Here is a 17,905-nt window from a genome sequence, read left to right as displayed (position 1 = left end):
GCTTGATCGTTTTCATGGCAGCAGTGGCAATCCGGCGTTCTGGGCCGCCGTGTGGAGTGACTGCTTGAAGGCGTTGAAGCTCGGCATGTCGATGCGCATGGGGTCAACGACCCCAGTCCTGACCCACTCCGCCTGTTCATCGGCCGACGGATCCTGTCCGCCGCACAGCGCCGCCAGCTGCTTCTTCAGCGAGTTGGGGCTGGCATCGTTGCCGGACGCATCTTCGAGTGGCGTGCAGTTTGCATAGCCAGGAGCTCGCCGCGCACACAGCAACCATGCTTCGGATTTGGGTCGCGGCACCATCGGAATACCGGTGTTGCACTCCACCATCGCAAAGCCCCGGTGCATCGAGTCCACCTTGTCCTGCCACTCCCCCGCAGGCGTAGCGCGAACGCCGTCTCCATCCCGGAACAGCACTGCCAGCACGGACTGCCCTTCTTCCGCAGCGACCTGATTCGCCCACAGGCCCAATACCTGCGCATTGCGCGTGAAGAAAGCGGTGCCCTTGCCAAACTTCACTCCAGGGAACAGCGTTGAACCACGCTTGCCCATGGCCGCCAGCTCAGTCTCGTGAACATGCGTGACACAGTCGCCGCCGGCCAGATGGACGTCCAGCATGCTGTACTGGGTGTAATGCCGCTCCAAAACCTTGTCCACCACCCAAGCCATCGGCCCAGGCACGAACTCCATCCCGCCTTCACTTGGCTTCTGATGGCCCAAATCGGTTGGCCCTTCGCCTGACAGAAGCAATCTCATGACGCTGGAGAGATCAGATCCAGCAGCATCGCTTCGGCCGGAAGCGCTTCCAGATTCGTATCGACAAATACCTCGCCCGGACCCAGCAAAGCAAGCTTCTTCTGCGTGCTGGGCAGGTCGAAGAGCCGCGTCACCTTCGTGTGCCCCGCGTTGTTGCGGTACACAAGCAACACGGCCTCCTTCGCAACCTCGTCAGGCAAATAGTTCAACACCAAGGGGCTGTGGGTGGTCACGATCACTTGGCGCTCGGCGCCAAGTAACAGCTCCACCAACTTCTGCATCAGTTCTGGATTGATGCCGTTCTCGATCTCATCGAATAGCACACAGCTCTGCCCCAGGCCATTGGGCTGGACTGCGTGACCAGAGCCATCCGAAACGCTCACCTGCGAAAGCACCGCTAGCACCCGCAACAAGCCATCGTTCACTTGGCGGGCGTCCGATTCCAACCGGGACAGCGACGCGCTCTCGTACTGTTCCACTACACGCAGGTCCTTCCATCCAGCGCGCAGCGCAGTGGTAGAAAGCTCAGCAACCTTCGGATAGAACTTCTTCAGCGCCTCGGTCAATGCCGTTTTTTCTTTGAGGGGCAGACCATGGATGAAGGCGCCCAACCGTTCGCCACCGTAGCCAATATCGGTCCCCTCCTTGGCTCGCCGACGCATTGATTGGGGCGACAGCAAGTCCAAGGAACGCAGGTTCGCTGCCACGTGCTTCAGCACCCCCAGGGCCGGGTGAACATCGCGCACGTCGATGAATGAAAGGGTGGAGCCCTCGTACTTCATGGACCTGATGGGGTACTGAACCGAGGGTTTGCTGTCCGTACCAGACACCAAGAGCTGACCATCTTTGATGTGCAGCACCTGCTCGTCGCCCTCGCTGTTGACGACCACTGTTTCAGCCGTACACCGCATTTCCGTCGTATTGAACGATCCGCTCCAAACGATGAGCGTTCCGTCGGGTACGGTGACCTCCAACTCAAACTGAATCAGCTTTTTCTTGAGGAACCGACTGGTCAGGTCGGATGCCTTCCATTCGCGCTGCTTGAGCCATGTCCCGACCTGACCATTGGCCAAGTGACCCACAAAGTCAAAGGCTTGCAGCACGGTGGATTTGCCCGCGCCATTGAGACCTACTAGGCAGGTAAACGAGCCAAGTTGGTGAGGCTTCGGAGGTAGGCGGAAGTCGACCAGCGACTTGAAGTTGTCGATGTAGAAGCCCTTGATCATGGCCGTTCCTTCATTTCTGTTGTGCCGTTCATAACGTCACCTTCTTCTTGCGCCCGCGCTTTGCTGCAGTGGTCTCGGGCTTCCACGCCCTCAGATCGTCCAGCGTGAAGCCCAGCGCACGCGCTTCTTCGGTGACGAAGCCGCGGTAGTAGTCGCCCATGTGTTCGCCGAAAACGGGGTCCAGTTCGTTGTGCCACTGCTCCAGCCAGGGCAACAGCTCCAGCAGACTGGCCAGCAAGGGCTGCAGGCGCGCGGGCTCCCAGCCTTCGCTGTCCTTCATGTCCATGTAGTAGCCGGCCAGAGCCGTAGCCTGCTGCAGGTGATTCCAGCCTGCCCAGGCGATGACCAAGCTGCCGTCCGAGCCGCGTTCGCAACCGGGGTAGCTGATCCAGCGCTCCTTGGGCACGTCCAAGCCACCACGCAGGCGCCAGAAGTCGGCCCTCAAGAAATCCTTGCTCTGGTATTTGGGCGGCACAGGAATGGTGCCGATCTCTCTGGTCTTGCGCTCCTTGCGCAGCGGCGTGAACTCCTGGGTCAAGGTTTCCTCTACCCACTTCAAGGCCTCGGCATCTAGCGCTACACCGTTGGAGACCTTGGTTGCAGCCTGCATCAACTCTTCACGTCGAACTTTTGCGCATGCGTCCACGGTGGCATCTATGGCGTCTTCTTGTCGCTGCAATGCCCAGGTCTCCTGCCACTGGGCGCGCTTTCGGAGGCCGGATTCGGCGTAGCGCTGCACGGGTAAAGCCGGTACTGATTCGCCGGCAACCAGCTCGGCCACCAACTGCGGCAGGTCGAAATCGCTGTGATCTGTGTACAGGGCTGCGATCTGCATGAACTCAGAGTCACTCAAAACCGACTCCGCCAAGCGGCTGGTGCTGCTGAGTTGAGGCGGCTGTTCGGAACTGGCGGGCCACAGGGCTGCGGTTTCCAAGCGAGCCAGCAACCAGTGGCGCAAGGCATCTTTCTCAAGGTGTTCCCAACGAGGCGAATTCCAGCGACGCTTGAATTCCGGGCGCTCAATCAGGCCGATGGTCTTGTCATGCTCAATGAGCTGAATACGACGCGCCACTACACGGCGAAAGGCCTCGGGCCAGCGCGAGGGAATCTCTGTGGTGGGTGCGAACCCATGGCGCTCAAACCAGGTGGTTTTTTCCTCGCCAGCTGCCAGGCGGCGCGCCAGCACGATCTCGAACGCTCGCTCGCCCAGAGCTACTTCCACTGGGGCTTGAAACTCCAATTCGTCTGCGCTCACGCCCACAGGCAACAGGCTGTAGAGGCGATAGCAGCGCCAATCCAGCTCCTCTTGAGTGGCGATCATTTGGCGACGCAGTGAATCGACTTGATCTCTGGCTGCGTTGAGCACACTACGGTTCAGCACTGCGCCAAAGGTACTGTTCGGCGCGAGGCCACCCAATGCTGTCGGGAGCTTTGAAGCTACATCAGTGGCAAGCGCGTCGATCTTCTTGGCCAATTCAACGGGACGAGACTCCACAAGCGGGAGCTTCCCAACCATTGATGCACCGTACTCATATGTATCGAATGCAGGGTCGCCAGTGGTTCGAGCACCGCGTGCATCCGTCGAATCGCCCTTGTTGAAGGAGACCTGCTTCAGCCAGAAGCAGGTGACGGAAGAATTTAGTATGCCGAGCAAACCCAAGTAAGCAGCCTCGCTTGAGCCTGCGGGAAGCTTGATTACCTGGGCGTGTCGATTGAACACCTTCCCGCCTCGATCGAGAACGAAATGATTGTGAGTGGCGACGAAAGCGAACGCTATTGAGAATGGCTCGCGCAATTTGCTCGCGGTGAGGCGACCGTACTCCCACCATTTCAGGCCAGCCTCAACCTTAGTTTGCTTTCCAAACATCTTGTTGTTGGACAGGCTCGTTCGGAAGCGCCACAGCCAACGATATGCACCCTGGTGACTGGGTAGATCAACAGCCCGGAAGTCCACGGCATATGGGAAGAGCGCGACATTCTCAGGTGAGCTATTCCAGTCTCTAAGCTCTTCACCAGTAAGGAAAATGCGAAGCAGGCTTTGATCGACCCCCGCTCGTTTGACAACCTCGCTGGAATTGACGAACGCTTCATCTTCAAGTGTGAAGGATGTGATTCCGATTGATTGCACTGCCTGAGCCAAGAGTCCCCGGTCTAACTCGATTTTCTCTTTCACATCACTTGCGCCACCGCCACCGATGCTCCAAGGATATTTAGCAAGCGTCGTTCGCGACGTATCGACCACGCTTATGAAATCGCTCTCACTGCCGGCCCGGTCGATCTGACCAACAATGGCGCCCCATACCAGACCCTGTGCTGGATCGGCGGGGGTGCTGGGTTCTCCTTTGATGCCCATGACGGTACGCACCACTTCACTCACCGCCGAGCGATGGCGGCCGAATAGGATGACCGTAGGGGTGCCATGGCCAGGGATATAAGCGCCGGACGTATCAACCACGTGCGTCAAGTCCAGCCGGGGTAGTACCTGCTCGATAAGCTTGCTGCCGAACTCTCGCTTCATGAAGGAGTTGGCAGTGATCAGACCGACGTAGCCAGCATTCGACCCGGCCGCAGCCGTTACTGCCAGTTCGAAGAAGCGCTCAGTGAACGGTGCACCCAGCGAATACTTCATGTGGCAACTGGCGTATTTGCGTCTGTAAGCAACGTTAAGCGCCGCGTCCTTGACCACGATGTAGGGCGGATTGCCCACTACTGCGTGGTACTGCCGACCCAGGATGCGCTGCACCTCCGTCAAGTCTTCGCTGGCGTAGGCATGGGCCAACCCGGTGTCGGCATGGCTCTCGGCTGCATCGAACAGGTCTTGGCTTTGCGTCAGGCCAAAGCGGGTGCCGTGCAGCAGGCTGTCGCCAATGGCCACGGACACCTTGAAGTCGTGCGCATTCGCCAGCCGCTGCACGCCCGAGGCTTGCAACGCGGCCACGAACAGGCGGAAGCGCGAGATGGCCACGGCAAAGGGATTGAGGTCCACCCCGGCCACTGCGTCCAACGCCTTCTGGGCCATGTCCACCGGGTTACGGCCAGGCTCGTTGCGCTGCCACTCGGCCAGCAGTCGATGAAAGCCGCCGAGCAAAAAGTGGCCTGAGCCGCAGGTCGGGTCTATGAGCCGCGCCTCGCGATAACCGAACTCGCGAATGGCCGGCGTGAGGGTGCGGTCGAGGATGAATTCTTCAACGAACTCAGGCGTCTGCAGTAGCGCATACCGCTTGCGAGTGGCCTCAGAAAGGTCTTGGTACAGGTCACCTAGGAAACGGGTGTTCCAGGCCAGGTCAGTGAAGTCGTGCTTCAGCGCACCCGTGTCGGCATCCACCTCCCACCAGAATTTCATCAGCGCCATGGCGGCATCGCCGCTGATGCCCAGGCGGAAGGCGGGGTTGTGAGCTTCGTCAAAGAAAGTGCGCAGGCCGGGCAGCGCTCCGGCCTCACGAAAAGCAGCCAACAGATAGTCGCGGTCGTTCTGCAACGGGTTGGCCTGGAAGTAGGCATCGTGCCGATCGCGCACCAGGGCCAGCCGGCCCGAATCGGGCGTACCGCCCAGCCAGGGGCGGTCCACCAGTTGGTTGTCTTCGATGAAGCGCAGGAAAACGCAACTCAGCAGCCAGTGCACGCCGGCCTGGGTAATGACCTGATCGGCCCAGGTCTCGAAGGTTTCGGCACAGCGGTCGGCATCGCGCGCAGCCTGCCATTCGGCCTGTAGGCTCGTCTTGAGCTCGGGCACTTCTTCGATGCGTTGCAGCAAATCGCCTTCCAGGCGTTTGAGCAGCCGGGTCAGGTCAGAGAGCAGTTGGGGGGCGTTGATCACGTCGGGTACTTTCTTCAGGCGGCGGACGAACTGGCATGACTGCCTGCAGATTGCCCAACTTTTGCCCGGTGTTTGTTTTCCACCCAGGCCTGTGGCAAAGCCAGAGCTCGGGTGTTGTTGATGTTGTTGACCAGCGGCACGGCTACGCCGTCAATGACGGGCAGGCCCTGGTGGCTAGTCGGCAGCAGCACCCAAGCGCTGGGTGTGCGGCCCGGCCGGCCGGCGTGTTCTTCCAGCTCGGTGACCAGGCTCATCAACTCGTAGCGGGCCAATAGCCCTACGCACACCAAAAGAATGGGGGACGGGCTGTTGAGCAAGGCTGCACGCACAGCGGGCACAGCGCGCTGCACTAGTCGCTGCAAGTTCACCCAGTGGCGGCTGCCCCGGTCTGCAGCGTCGGCCTGAAGCACAACGTTCCAGTCCACCTTCATCGCCTGCGCTTGCTCGCGCAGCGCAGCCAGCAACAGCGCGTCGACATTGATGCGTTTGATGGCAGACGACGATGGCACTGCGGAGATGCTGAACCGATGCAGCAGCTCGGCTTCGGCATGGCGAGCGATGCGCGGGTGCACTGTTAGCACCAACAGACCGCCTTGCTCGAGCGAGCGCACCAGACGCTCCTCCACCACGGCAGCCTGGGCGGCGTCGCCCTCCCCCATCACATAGGAGGCCTGAATGGTGGCAAGGCGGGAGAACTGAGTGGTTGTGCCTGCTGTCTGGCCGCGGCCAAGGGTGGCCAGGCGATAGGCGCCCCGGCCATCGGCGGCGGTGATGTCCCAGGTCAGCGGCGCGCCTGCCTCTTCGAGCAAGCGATCAAGGCTGGGGCGATCAGGGAGGGCCGAAGCCTCGGGGTAGCGGCCACGAACACGGTCTTGGATGTCTTTGACCCGGAGTTCCGGGGCCCCGACCAGAGCGCCCAATGACTGGCGCAGCGCCTGGATGGGCGGCATGCCACGGGCGTACATCTCCTGCCGGCTGGAAACGGCAGCCTTGCGCGATGCCGACGCGGCCAGGCGCAGCAGGCGTGTGGGCGTGAGCGGTGAAGGCGTAACGCCACCCAATTGCTCTGGCGATGGCAGAGCGACGCCTTCCAGCATTTCTAGCACGCGGGCCGGTGGCAGCAGGGGGTCTGCCAGCGCGCAGGCATCTGCCGCTGCGCCCAACTGGCGCGCATAGTCGGCCCATAGCGCGGCGCTGGCGATCAACAGATGCGGTTGGTGGTCGTAGGCTTCAAAACGGGGCTGATCGAGATGCGCCTCGGCTTCCAACGCGCCGCGCAACACGGCCGTGGCCTGGCGCATGCGCTCGGCATCGTCTTGCGAGGCGCAACCACGCAGGGCCAACAGTGCCAGTGCGCCCTCTTCCGCGCTCATGACGTTGCCCTGACTGCGTACCAGGGTGTCGATCTGGTGGCGCAGCTCGGTAAAGGCGGGGTTTTTAAGCCAGCGCTCGCGGGCCTTGATCAGCGTTGCGGTCAACGTGGCGCGATCCACCTCGCTCGCCTGCGCTGCATCGCCCAGACTGGGCCAGGCACCCGCCTTCACAACATCGTCCAGGCCGAGGTAGTGCGCCAGGGCAGCCTCTTCTGGTCGGTCGTCGCCGGCCGGCCGGCGTGGCAGTAGCTGGGCGGCCAGTTCATTGATGCTGACGGCGCCTTCGACTTCTTCGTCGGCGTCGTGGGCAACGCTGCGCCCCTGGGTCAGGTCGGGCCGCAGACGGGCCAGTTCCTTGGCAGTGAGCCGAATCTCCTTGCGGATCTTGTCGCCCACGCCCTTGAGGTAGCGGAAGCGCACGCGGTCCACGGCCAGAAGCTCGCGGGCGTTGTGCACGCCCATGCGCTCCAGAACGTCCTGGGCCTCCAGGCTGTAACCCAGTTCGGCCATGGTGGTGAGCGTAGTAGCCGTAGGCGCAATTGCAGCCAAGCCGCTGGCGGCCGGCCCATCGCTGGGGTGAACCGTGCGGCGCGCGGTGAAGATGGCCCGCCAGTCGCGGAGCATGTCTTCGGCGTTGTCGAAGCGCTCGCGGAAGTCGCGTTTCAGCGCCTTCTCGAAGAAGTTGGCAAAACCTTCCCGCGTGACCGGGTCAAAGACATCACGCTCGATGGAGGCTTCGACATCAAGCATGGCCGGCGAGGTCTGGCCATCACCCCAAACCGGCGGCTGGCCCACAGCCATCTCATAGAGCGTGATGGCGAGCGCAAAGCGCTCGGCGTACAGGTCCCAGCGCGGCGGTTTGCGCAGCGACAGGAAAGGGTCGAGGTAGGGATGGGTGCCGGCGGTGATGTTTTCAGCGGGTGTGCGGCACAGCGAGAAGTCGAACAGCACCAACTGCAGCTTGCCGATGCGGTTCTCGGCGATGCCGATGTTCTCGGGCTTGATGTCCCGGTGCGCAACACCTTCGGATTCGAGGTGGTTCACGGCCTCGATCAGCTCTTCGCCGAAGCGCTGAAGCATGTCCAGCGACAGGCGCCCTTCTTCCTTGAGCTTCTCGGCCAGGGTCTTGGCGCCTGCGCTCTTGAGTAGCAGCGCGGTGCGGCCCGATACGCTCAGGGTCTCGCGGTGGGCAACGATGTTTTGATGGTGCAGACGGGACAACACGTCGCCCTCGGCCACCAGTCGGTCGTTGTGGGCGATGTCGCAGGCCACTTTGAGGATGGATTCGTCGTCACTGCCATCGCGACGCACCAACAAGGCATCGCTGGATGAACCACGGCCCATGCGCTTGATCACCGTGAAGCCGCCATCCAGCCGATCGCCAGCGCTGGCGATGCTCGGATCGACGGTGACCTCGGGGTCGGGCGTGGTCAGTTCGTCTTCGACGCCGTCCAGATCATCCAAGAAGCCTTGGATCGTGTCGTAGCGTGCCAGTAGATCGGGGGCGGTGGCGAACTGAATCAGGTCTTGCTGCTTGGCGCCGCAGCCATCCATGGTGTCGGATAGGCGCAGGCCCTGCCCCACACGCAGCTTCTCGGACAGCTCCAGCGTGGATTCAGCCGGCGGCTGGCCGGTGAAGATGTAGAAGGCGATGCAGCCGAGCGAGAACACATCCAGGCTGGCGCCTTGGGCAGGATCGGCGCGGGTGGTTTCAGGCGCCAGATACAGCAGGCCGAGGTCTTCGACGTAGTCCTCAACATGGCGTGTCCCGGTCGTGCGGTGCACGGTGTTGGGAGCGCTGGAGCCGCCCACGTTGCGCGAGGCCGTCTGCCAGTTCATCAGGCGCAACTGCATGGCGCCTGTGTCCAGGCCATGGACCACGATGCTCTGCGGCCCCAAGGCGCGGTGGTACAGCCGCTTGGCATGGGCGTACTTCAGCGTCTCTGCGATGTCACGCACCATCTGCAAACGCTGCGTGACAGTCAGCGACTTGCCCCGCTCGCGCAGCAGATGATCCAGCCGCACCGCCTTGGGGTCGTGATCAAAGATCAGCGCCGGGCCGAGCTCGGTTTCCTTCAGGTCGTTGACGCGCAAGATGCCTGGGTGGTCGATGCCTTCGAGCACCTCGAACTCACGGCGCGCCTGACGGAGCCTGGCAGCACGTGCCTCTGGGGTTGAGGCCGACGCCACGGTGTAGATGCGCACACGCCGCTGGATGGTGTCCACGCTGACGTGACCAGCCTCCCAGTCTTGAAAGCCATCGCCTTCAGCGGCCAGCTTGTTGAGCTTGTAGTCGCCAACCTGACGGTGTTTATTGGACGGACGAATGCCCGCCTCGATCACGCCCCGACCTATGGCGCGCGCCTGCGTGGCATCCACAGGCGTTGCGGATCGTGTCGTGATGCCATTCCCGAGGGCACCAACAATGCCAGAGTCGTCCAGAGAACCTGGCCGGCCGTGCTGGTATGTCGCGGTCTTTGCCAGGCCCTCCAGCTGGCAAGCCAGGCTGGAAGACGACAGGAAGATGGCTGGCTCAACAAAAGGCAGGCGAACCTTGGCCTTCATGATGGCCGGCTGGCGACGCAACAAGCTGGCCAAGCGCTTGGCCTTGCGGTTGGCCAGGATCAGCGGGTTGTCGTAGGTGAAGCTGCGTCCATCGGTGGTCCAAGTCCAACTGTGGGCGTCGCCACGCAACACGCCTGGCCGGCTCTTGATCTCGACCAGAAACAGGCCGGCCGGCGAGAGTACCAGGGCATCAACCTCGTTGACCTTGCCCTCGTCGTCGATGAACTCGAAGTTGGTCCAGACGTGCCATGAATCCCGGTCGGGCAAGTGAGCGCGCAACCATTCCAGCGCCTCACGTTCCCATGCAAAGTTGGATTCGGCGATGACATGCCATCGGTTTGCGCTGAGCGTCACGCAAGGCTCCCGTCGGCGTCGGGCACGTGCTCGAACAGTTCGCCGACCGAGCAGCGGAACAGATTGCAGAGGGCGTCGATAGCAGCCACATCCACGCGCGTCACCGTCTCCTTGTACAGGGACGTGACCGTGCTGCGATTCAGGCCGGTGAGGCGTGAAACGTCAGAGATGCGAAGCTTGTCGCGACCCATGAGGGTCGACAGATGACAGCGGACCATGGTGAACCTGCAGTGACGGGGTGATGCGCAGCATAGCAAAACGTTGATTTGCGCACAACCCCGGCATCAACAATCCGGAAGGGCGCTGTTGCACAAATCGAATTGCAGACGGCATGACCCCAACCCCAGACGGACCTATGCCACAGCAGTCACCGACACGGTGTGAGGACGGCCGATCTGACTGAACCGATTGAGCAAGGCCACGCGGACATGCAGCTCCACAACCTGGCGGTCGAACGTGCGCGCGATCACCCGTTCGCCCAGTCGCTTGAAGCAGTGCATCTTCGTCTCCACAAGGCTGCGCCGGTGGTAGCCGCTCCACTTCTTCCAAATGCCGCGACCCAGGCGCTGGCACGCCCGAATGGCCTCATTACGATGCGCCGAGCCCGGACTCGACTTCTTCCAATGGCTGGCGTTCTTGCGGGGCGGGATCACCGCCATCGCGTGCCGCTCGGCAATGGCGTCCAGGCAGGCGCGCGTGTCGTAGGCGCCATCGGCACTGACGCTTTCGATGGATTCGTCAGTGGGAATCTGAGCCAGCAACCCGGGCAACATCGGCGCATCCCCAATGGCGTTGCTGGTCACCTCGATGGCGCGTATTTCCAGCGTCTGCGCGTCGATGCCCAGATGGACCTTGCGCCATTCGCGCCGGTATTCAGCACCATGCTTCTTGCGTTTCCACTCTCCTTCGCCCAGGAACTTGATGCCGGTGCTGTCCACCAGCAACTGCAGCGGCGAGTTGGTTCGCTGGTAGCTCAGTTCGACCTGCAAGGTCTTTTGGCGCCGGCAAACAGTGCTGAAGTCAGGTACCGGCCAGTCCAGCTTTGCCAGCCGCAGCAGGCTCTGCACCATGCCCAGCGCCTGTCGCAAGGGCTGGCCGAACAGGCACTTGATGCTCAGGCAGAACTGGATTGCTGCGTCCGAGAAGGTTCGGCTGCGTCCACGCCTGCCGGTCGGCGTGCCAAACCACTGCATGCCCTCATCTAGTGTCCTGTCCCGTTAATTCGCCCGCATAGTCTGGCGAGTTTTTCGAGGATGGAGTCTGCTGTAGCTGTCCAAGTAAACGGCTGGCAGGACTGGTTGTAATTCGCGATGAATGTGTCGATCTTGTTGATCAGATCCTTCACGCTGGTGAACGAGCCACGGCGGATTGCCCGCGTGGTGATGATCGAGAAGAAGCGCTCGACCTGATTGAGCCAGCTTGAATAGGTCGGAACGAAGTGCATGTGCCAGCGAGGCCGCTCGGCCAACCAAGCGCGCACCTTTGGATGCTTGTGGCTGGCGTAGTTATCAGCTATGCAGTGCACATCCAGTTCGTCGGGCACTGCCTTGTCGATGGCGCGCAGGAAGGCAAGGAACTCTTGATGACGATGCCGGGGCCGGCACTGCGCGATCACTTGGCCATTCATCACGTTCAGGGCCGCGAACAAGGTGGTGGTGCCGTGGCGCACGTAGTCGTGCGTGACACCTTCGACATAGCCAAACCCCATTGGCAGCATCGGCTGCGTACGCTCCAAAGCTTGGCATTGGCTCTTCTCGTCCACGCACAGCACCAGCGCGTTGTCAGGTGGGTTCAGGTACAGCCCCACAACGTCGCGCAGCTTCTCGATGAACAGCGGATCGGTCGACAGCTTGAAGCTGTCGGCCCGGTGCGGCTTGAGGTTGAAGGTCTGCAGATAGCGCGCCACCGTGCTCTTGCTGATGCCCGTATCGGCGGCCAGCGTGCGGGTGCTCCAGTGGGTACCCCCATCAGCAGGCTTGGTGTGCAACGTCTTGGTAATCAACTCAGCAACACGCTCGTCATCTACCGTGCGGGGGCGACCCGGGCGCAACTCGTCGTAAAGCCCTGCAATGCGATGGCGCGCATAGCGCCCGCGCCACTTGGTGACAGTGCTACGACTGATCCCCAGAGCCTGCGCAACCGCGGTGCTGGCTTTATCTGTGCCTTCGCAAGTCAGCACGATGCGCGCCCTGAGCGACAACGCCGCTGGCAGCGAACGTGATCGCGCCATGGACGTCAGTTCCGCGCGCTCCACTTCACTAAGCGCAATTTCTGTTCGGGTCGTTGCATTGGGCATGGCGGCACCTCAAGGATGGCCCGAAACCATGCAGCTATCGTGCCTGCGAATTAACGGGACAGGACACTAGCCACATCGTCAACGAGCCTCGCGCTTTCAGCGCCGCGTTGTACGCCTTCCAGTTCGTCGTGCGGTACTTGCTCCGCTGCCTGTTCTTCGTCTCTGTCACGCAGTCAGTCTACGGGCATCAGCATCGCGATTTGTGCAACAAAGCCACGCCGCGTCATTCAAGAGGCCAGCGATCATGCGGCGGTGGTGTACATCGCCATGGCAGCCGGCGTTGACCATCGCAACAAAAAATTCGAGCGTGGCTGCACCCATGGGGCCATGGCTATTCAGCTTCGTACTGGGCTCACTCGCGACAACGTGATCCCAAAGGCGACTGATGAGTTGCTGAAGATCGGCGCCATCGTTGCGGCCATCGACCCGGAGGACCCTACCCCAGCCAAGAACAGGCCGCACAACGCGGTGAAGTATCTGGTCGATCCGACTCGCACGGACGACTTGGTCGCCATAGACCAACGATTCTTGAATCCGTCCCATGCCCGCCGGAAGCCTGGCGAAAGAAAGAAGGCTTTCATCAAGGAGTCCGACCTCAAGCGGATCGTGATGAGCTCCGAAATGTCGCGGCAGTCGATGCCCTACACCGACGCCCTACTGCTGTTGGTTGCGCTGCTATCGCGCCTGGACTACTCCGCTTATGGCGCGGTAGATCCGTGCGCGGCCAGTACCCGGTTCGTGCCGCCCCGGCCAAACGAGCCGTTCGACGATGCATCGGCGGGAATGCTGGTACCGGGCAATCCTGATCTCAGGTTGATCCTAGTGTCCTGTCCCGTTAATTCGCCCGCATAGTCTGGCGAGTTTTTCGAGGATGGAGTCTGCTGTAGCTGTCCAAGTAAACGGCTGGCAGGACTGGTTGTAATTCGCGATGAATGTGTCGATCTTGTTGATCAGATCCTTCACGCTGGTGAACGAGCCACGGCGGATTGCCCGCGTGGTGATGATCGAGAAGAAGCGCTCGACCTGATTGAGCCAGCTTGAATAGGTCGGAACGAAGTGCATGTGCCAGCGAGGCCGCTCGGCCAACCAAGCGCGCACCTTTGGATGCTTGTGGCTGGCGTAGTTATCAGCTATGCAGTGCACATCCAGTTCGTCGGGCACTGCCTTGTCGATGGCGCGCAGGAAGGCAAGGAACTCTTGATGACGATGCCGGGGCCGGCACTGCGCGATCACTTGGCCATTCATCACGTTCAGGGCCGCGAACAAGGTGGTGGTGCCGTGGCGCACGTAGTCGTGCGTGACACCTTCGACATAGCCAAACCCCATTGGCAGCATCGGCTGCGTACGCTCCAAAGCTTGGCATTGGCTCTTCTCGTCCACGCACAGCACCAGCGCGTTGTCAGGTGGGTTCAGGTACAGCCCCACAACGTCGCGCAGCTTCTCGATGAACAGCGGATCGGTCGACAGCTTGAAGCTGTCGGCCCGGTGCGGCTTGAGGTTGAAGGTCTGCAGATAGCGCGCCACCGTGCTCTTGCTGATGCCCGTATCGGCGGCCAGCGTGCGGGTGCTCCAGTGGGTACCCCCATCAGCAGGCTTGGTGTGCAACGTCTTGGTAATCAACTCAGCAACACGCTCGTCATCTACCGTGCGGGGGCGACCCGGGCGCAACTCGTCGTAAAGCCCTGCAATGCGATGGCGCGCATAGCGCCCGCGCCACTTGGTGACAGTGCTACGACTGATCCCCAGAGCCTGCGCAACCGCGGTGCTGGCTTTATCTGTGCCTTCGCAAGTCAGCACGATGCGCGCCCTGAGCGACAACGCCGCTGGCAGCGAACGTGATCGCGCCATGGACGTCAGTTCCGCGCGCTCCACTTCACTAAGCGCAATTTCTGTTCGGGTCGTTGCATTGGGCATGGCGGCACCTCAAGGATGGCCCGAAACCATGCAGCTATCGTGCCTGCGAATTAACGGGACAGGACACTAGCCACATCGTCAACGAGCCTCGCGCTTTCAGCGCCGCGTTGTACGCCTTCCAGTTCGTCGTGCGGTACTTGCTCCGCTGCCTGTTCTTCGTCTCTGTCACGCAGTCAGTCTACGGGCATCAGCATCGCGATTTGTGCAACAAAGCCACGCCGCGTCATTCAAGAGGCCAGCGATCATGCGGCGGTGGTGTACATCGCCATGGCAGCCGGCGTTGACCATCGCAACAAAAAATTCGAGCGTGGCTGCACCCATGGGGCCATGGCTATTCAGCTTCGTACTGGGCTCACTCGCGACAACGTGATCCCAAAGGCGACTGATGAGTTGCTGAAGATCGGCGCCATCGTTGCGGCCATCGACCCGGAGGACCCTACCCCAGCCAAGAACAGGCCGCACAACGCGGTGAAGTATCTGGTCGATCCGACTCGCACGGACGACTTGGTCGCCATAGACCAACGATTCTTGAATCCGTCCCATGCCCGCCGGAAGCCTGGCGAAAGAAAGAAGGCTTTCATCAAGGAGTCCGACCTCAAGCGGATCGTGATGAGCTCCGAAATGTCGCGGCAGTCGATGCCCTACACCGACGCCCTACTGCTGTTGGTTGCGCTGCTATCGCGCCTGGACTACTCCGCTTATGGCGCGGTAGATCCGTGCGCGGCCAGTACCCGGTTCGTGCCGCCCCGGCCAAACGAGCCGTTCGACGATGCATCGGCGGGAATGCTGGTACCGGGCAATCCTGATCTCAGGTTGATCCTAGTGTCCTGTCCCGTTAATTCGCCCGCATAGTCTGGCGAGTTTTTCGAGGATGGAGTCTGCTGTAGCTGTCCAAGTAAACGGCTGGCAGGACTGGTTGTAATTCGCGATGAATGTGTCGATCTTGTTGATCAGATCCTTCACGCTGGTGAACGAGCCACGGCGGATTGCCCGCGTGGTGATGATCGAGAAGAAGCGCTCGACCTGATTGAGCCAGCTTGAATAGGTCGGAACGAAGTGCATGTGCCAGCGAGGCCGCTCGGCCAACCAAGCGCGCACCTTTGGATGCTTGTGGCTGGCGTAGTTATCAGCTATGCAGTGCACATCCAGTTCGTCGGGCACTGCCTTGTCGATGGCGCGCAGGAAGGCAAGGAACTCTTGATGACGATGCCGGGGCCGGCACTGCGCGATCACTTGGCCATTCATCACGTTCAGGGCCGCGAACAAGGTGGTGGTGCCGTGGCGCACGTAGTCGTGCGTGACACCTTCGACATAGCCAAACCCCATTGGCAGCATCGGCTGCGTACGCTCCAAAGCTTGGCATTGGCTCTTCTCGTCCACGCACAGCACCAGCGCGTTGTCAGGTGGGTTCAGGTACAGCCCCACAACGTCGCGCAGCTTCTCGATGAACAGCGGATCGGTCGACAGCTTGAAGCTGTCGGCCCGGTGCGGCTTGAGGTTGAAGGTCTGCAGATAGCGCGCCACCGTGCTCTTGCTGATGCCCGTATCGGCGGCCAGCGTGCGGGTGCTCCAGTGGGTACCCCCATCAGCAGGCTTGGTGTGCAACGTCTTGGTAATCAACTCAGCAACACGCTCGTCATCTACCGTGCGGGGGCGACCCGGGCGCAACTCGTCGTAAAGCCCTGCAATGCGATGGCGCGCATAGCGCCCGCGCCACTTGGTGACAGTGCTACGACTGATCCCCAGAGCCTGCGCAACCGCGGTGCTGGCTTTATCTGTGCCTTCGCAAGTCAGCACGATGCGCGCCCTGAGCGACAACGCCGCTGGCAGCGAACGTGATCGCGCCATGGACGTCAGTTCCGCGCGCTCCACTTCACTAAGCGCAATTTCTGTTCGGGTCGTTGCATTGGGCATGGCGGCACCTCAAGGATGGCCCGAAACCATGCAGCTATCGTGCCTGCGAATTAACGGGACAGGACACTAGCCAAAGATGACGGATTCCCGCTGATTCAAAAACAGTTCGCTGATCAGCTGTTCGATGGATTGGAAGAGGGCATGGAGCCATTGTCGAGAGCGCAGGCGGCGCTGAAACTGTTACTCAACCTCGGCATGGTCGGGTCAGTGCACATCGTTTGGAATCGAGATCCGTTGTCTCAGCTCACTGCACCAACACGCGTTTCGGCAAGGCCAGCCGCGACGCTGTACGTGACTGGCGGCGACGATTTCAGAGGAGTGACGCCGTTTCTTCAGTATGCAATTGACGCTGCAATCAAACGCGTGGACGCTATTTCCGGTCGGGAACTGTATCCAAGAGATGAGCACGGCCAAGTCCAGCCGGTGTTCAAGAACACTGGCATCTACCGCTACTTCGTCCATCAGCGGCAGCTTGGATCCGTCGTCGCCTTGACTCAGCTTCGCGTGAAATGGTGGGCGCACTCAGATTCACATCTGGCAGGCCTTGAGGCCGACCGCATCCGCCACGAGAGCAACGTTGAATCGTTGTTGCGGATGTCCGTTGAAGGCGGATGGCCAAATTCCAGTCGCCATTAGAGCGGTGCAGAAAAGCTGCCGTCGCACTTTGTCAATTCGCCACACCACACATTTCCGAAAGAAAGACCATGACCACAGCATTCAACGAACTCTTCAAGCAATACAGCGGGCGCGCCAAATACTATGGCGGCAAAAATGCAAAAACAGACAAATCGGCATGCAACCGCACCGCAACCAGCGTCGAAACGGCCATTCGGAACTTCTCCCTCACGCTGAGCGACGCGGAGCTTCTGTCACTCAAAGCCGCAGTCACCACACTGCGTCGCCTTTCAGGCGATCTGGACAAGATCGCGCCTCTCGCAGATGCCATCCACCGCAACGAACTCGCTAGAGCGGCCAAAGAAAGGGCAGACCGGCTCGAGCCCATTGCCGCAGAGCGGTGGCCCACCACCGATGCACTGACACAAGAAGCCGCCGCACTGTTCGCATTCACGAGGGATCCGTCGGCGAAAGCTTTCATCAAGGCCCGACACAAGGCCACGTGGGTGAGTTTCCCAAATGGTGCAACGCGTCACGATGAGATGCTCCACCGTGGGGCAGCACCTGGTGACAAGCGATTCCCAGAGTTTCGGCTTGTCGTCGCCGAATGCATTGAGCATCTGACCAACGTAATGAAAGAGCCTTCACGAGTTCTCCGCTACTCGACCACCGATGCAGGTTGGACCGCCGGGCTGGATGACTATGAGGCGTGGAAGGAATCACGCGAAAAGACAGAGGACGCAGAGCTCGGATCTTGATCACCTCTTGGACTGCCCCAGGGGGCTACGTTAGCGTTTCCGCCCCGCTTTGAAGGTTGACTGCACAGCCGAGACCTCTGACCGGTTGATGACCGCAGTCAACGTCCGAATTTCTTTGCCATATGCGGCAAGCAGTTGTCGCAATTGCGCCTTTTGAACAACGCGAAAAGCCGGCAGCAGCTGAATTTTTGACTCTATTTCCGCACAGCGTGAAATCAGATATTCCATGCGGCGCCGTGCTTGGCTGCGACTGAACAACGCGGGCTGGTTCATTGACAGGGCGCTGTTGCACAAATCGAATTGCAGACGGCATGACC

13 protein-coding genes and 3 pseudogenes are annotated in these 17,905 nt (G+C 60.9%); 4 read left to right on the top strand and 12 right to left on the bottom strand.

Annotation, left to right across the window (positions count from 1 at the left end; genetic code table 11):
- Nucleotides 1-12 precede the first annotated feature (12 nt).
- The 8 genes and pseudogenes from M5C96_RS08965 to M5C96_RS08930 form a co-directional block, all read right to left on the bottom strand.
- Nucleotides 13-756 (bottom strand): hypothetical protein, encoded by a 744-nt coding sequence (locus M5C96_RS08965; RefSeq protein WP_272568619.1) that lies wholly within the window; start codon nt 754-756, stop codon nt 13-15.
- The gene (locus M5C96_RS08960; RefSeq protein WP_272568618.1) at nt 753-1,982 is read right to left on the bottom strand and encodes an AAA family ATPase; all 1,230 of its coding nucleotides are present in this window, start codon (nt 1,980-1,982) and stop codon (nt 753-755) included. Before M5C96_RS08960 ends, M5C96_RS08965 begins: the two co-directional genes overlap by 4 nt.
- A 28-nt stretch (nt 1,983-2,010) precedes the next feature.
- Complete coding sequence (gene pglX / locus M5C96_RS08955) at nt 2,011-5,799, bottom strand: BREX-2 system adenine-specific DNA-methyltransferase PglX (protein ID WP_272568616.1); 3,789 nt, start codon at nt 5,797-5,799, stop codon at nt 2,011-2,013.
- A 14-nt stretch (nt 5,800-5,813) separates the two neighbouring features.
- The gene (gene pglW / locus M5C96_RS08950) at nt 5,814-10,091 is read right to left on the bottom strand and encodes a BREX system serine/threonine kinase PglW (protein ID WP_272568615.1); all 4,278 of its coding nucleotides are present in this window, start codon (nt 10,089-10,091) and stop codon (nt 5,814-5,816) included.
- Nucleotides 10,088-10,282, bottom strand: a complete 195-nt coding sequence (locus M5C96_RS08945) for a helix-turn-helix domain-containing protein (RefSeq protein WP_272568612.1) — start codon at nt 10,280-10,282, stop codon at nt 10,088-10,090. Before M5C96_RS08945 ends, pglW begins: the two co-directional genes overlap by 4 nt.
- A gap of 162 nt (nt 10,283-10,444) precedes the next feature.
- Nucleotides 10,445-11,296: pseudogene (locus M5C96_RS08940) on the bottom strand (IS5 family transposase); the annotation flags it as partial.
- Nucleotides 11,293-12,387 (bottom strand): IS630 family transposase, encoded by a 1,095-nt coding sequence (locus tag M5C96_RS08935; protein ID WP_272563777.1) that lies wholly within the window; start codon nt 12,385-12,387, stop codon nt 11,293-11,295. The pseudogene M5C96_RS08940 and the gene M5C96_RS08935, both read right to left, overlap by 4 nt.
- Before the next feature lie 67 nt (nt 12,388-12,454).
- A pseudogene (locus tag M5C96_RS08930) lies at nt 12,455-12,556 on the bottom strand (IS5/IS1182 family transposase); the annotation flags it as partial.
- Between the two features lie 86 nt (nt 12,557-12,642).
- Between M5C96_RS08930 and M5C96_RS08925 the strand changes: the two are divergent.
- Nucleotides 12,643-13,239 carry a hypothetical protein gene (locus tag M5C96_RS08925; protein ID WP_272568611.1) on the top strand — a complete coding sequence of 199 codons (597 nt, stop codon included), beginning with the start codon at nt 12,643-12,645 and terminating at the stop codon, nt 13,237-13,239.
- On the opposite strand, the gene M5C96_RS08920 is transcribed toward M5C96_RS08925, so the two are convergent.
- Nucleotides 13,207-14,301 carry an IS630 family transposase gene (locus M5C96_RS08920; RefSeq protein WP_272563777.1) on the bottom strand — a complete coding sequence of 365 codons (1,095 nt, stop codon included), beginning with the start codon at nt 14,299-14,301 and terminating at the stop codon, nt 13,207-13,209. The genes M5C96_RS08925 and M5C96_RS08920 overlap by 33 nt on opposite strands.
- A 67-nt stretch (nt 14,302-14,368) precedes the next feature.
- Nucleotides 14,369-14,470, bottom strand: a pseudogene (locus tag M5C96_RS08915) (IS5/IS1182 family transposase); the annotation flags it as partial.
- An 86-nt stretch (nt 14,471-14,556) separates the two neighbouring features.
- Between M5C96_RS08915 and M5C96_RS08910 the strand changes: the two are divergent.
- Nucleotides 14,557-15,153 carry a hypothetical protein gene (locus tag M5C96_RS08910; protein ID WP_272568611.1) on the top strand — a complete coding sequence of 199 codons (597 nt, stop codon included), beginning with the start codon at nt 14,557-14,559 and terminating at the stop codon, nt 15,151-15,153.
- On the opposite strand, the gene M5C96_RS08905 is transcribed toward M5C96_RS08910, so the two are convergent.
- Nucleotides 15,121-16,215: an IS630 family transposase gene (locus tag M5C96_RS08905; RefSeq protein WP_272563777.1), complete on the bottom strand. Its 1,095-nt coding sequence runs from the start codon at nt 16,213-16,215 to the stop codon at nt 15,121-15,123. The two genes, M5C96_RS08910 and M5C96_RS08905, sit on opposite strands and share 33 nt — an antisense overlap.
- Nucleotides 16,216-16,356: 141 nt before the next feature.
- On the opposite strand from M5C96_RS08905, the gene M5C96_RS08900 reads away from it, so the two are divergent.
- Together M5C96_RS08900 and M5C96_RS08895 are read left to right on the top strand one after the other, a co-directional pair.
- Entirely contained in the window at nt 16,357-16,851 is a 495-nt protein-coding gene (locus tag M5C96_RS08900; protein WP_272568610.1) for a hypothetical protein, read from the top strand.
- Nucleotides 16,852-16,919: 68 nt separating this feature from the next.
- Nucleotides 16,920-17,588 (top strand): hypothetical protein, encoded by a 669-nt coding sequence (locus tag M5C96_RS08895; RefSeq protein ID WP_272568608.1) that lies wholly within the window; start codon nt 16,920-16,922, stop codon nt 17,586-17,588.
- Nucleotides 17,589-17,618: 30 nt separating this feature from the next.
- Here the strand turns inward: M5C96_RS08895 and M5C96_RS08890 are convergent, their stop codons facing one another.
- On the bottom strand, nt 17,619-17,861 hold the full coding sequence (locus M5C96_RS08890) for a hypothetical protein (RefSeq protein ID WP_272568606.1): 243 nt from the start codon (nt 17,859-17,861) through the stop codon (nt 17,619-17,621).
- Between the last annotated feature and the right edge of the window lie 44 nt (nt 17,862-17,905).

The organism is Acidovorax sp. GBBC 1281, assembly GCF_028473645.1.
GTDB lineage: Bacteria > Pseudomonadota > Gammaproteobacteria > Burkholderiales > Burkholderiaceae_C > Paracidovorax.
Note: the sequence above shows the minus strand (reverse complement) of the source record. Positions and strands in the feature narration are given on the sequence as shown.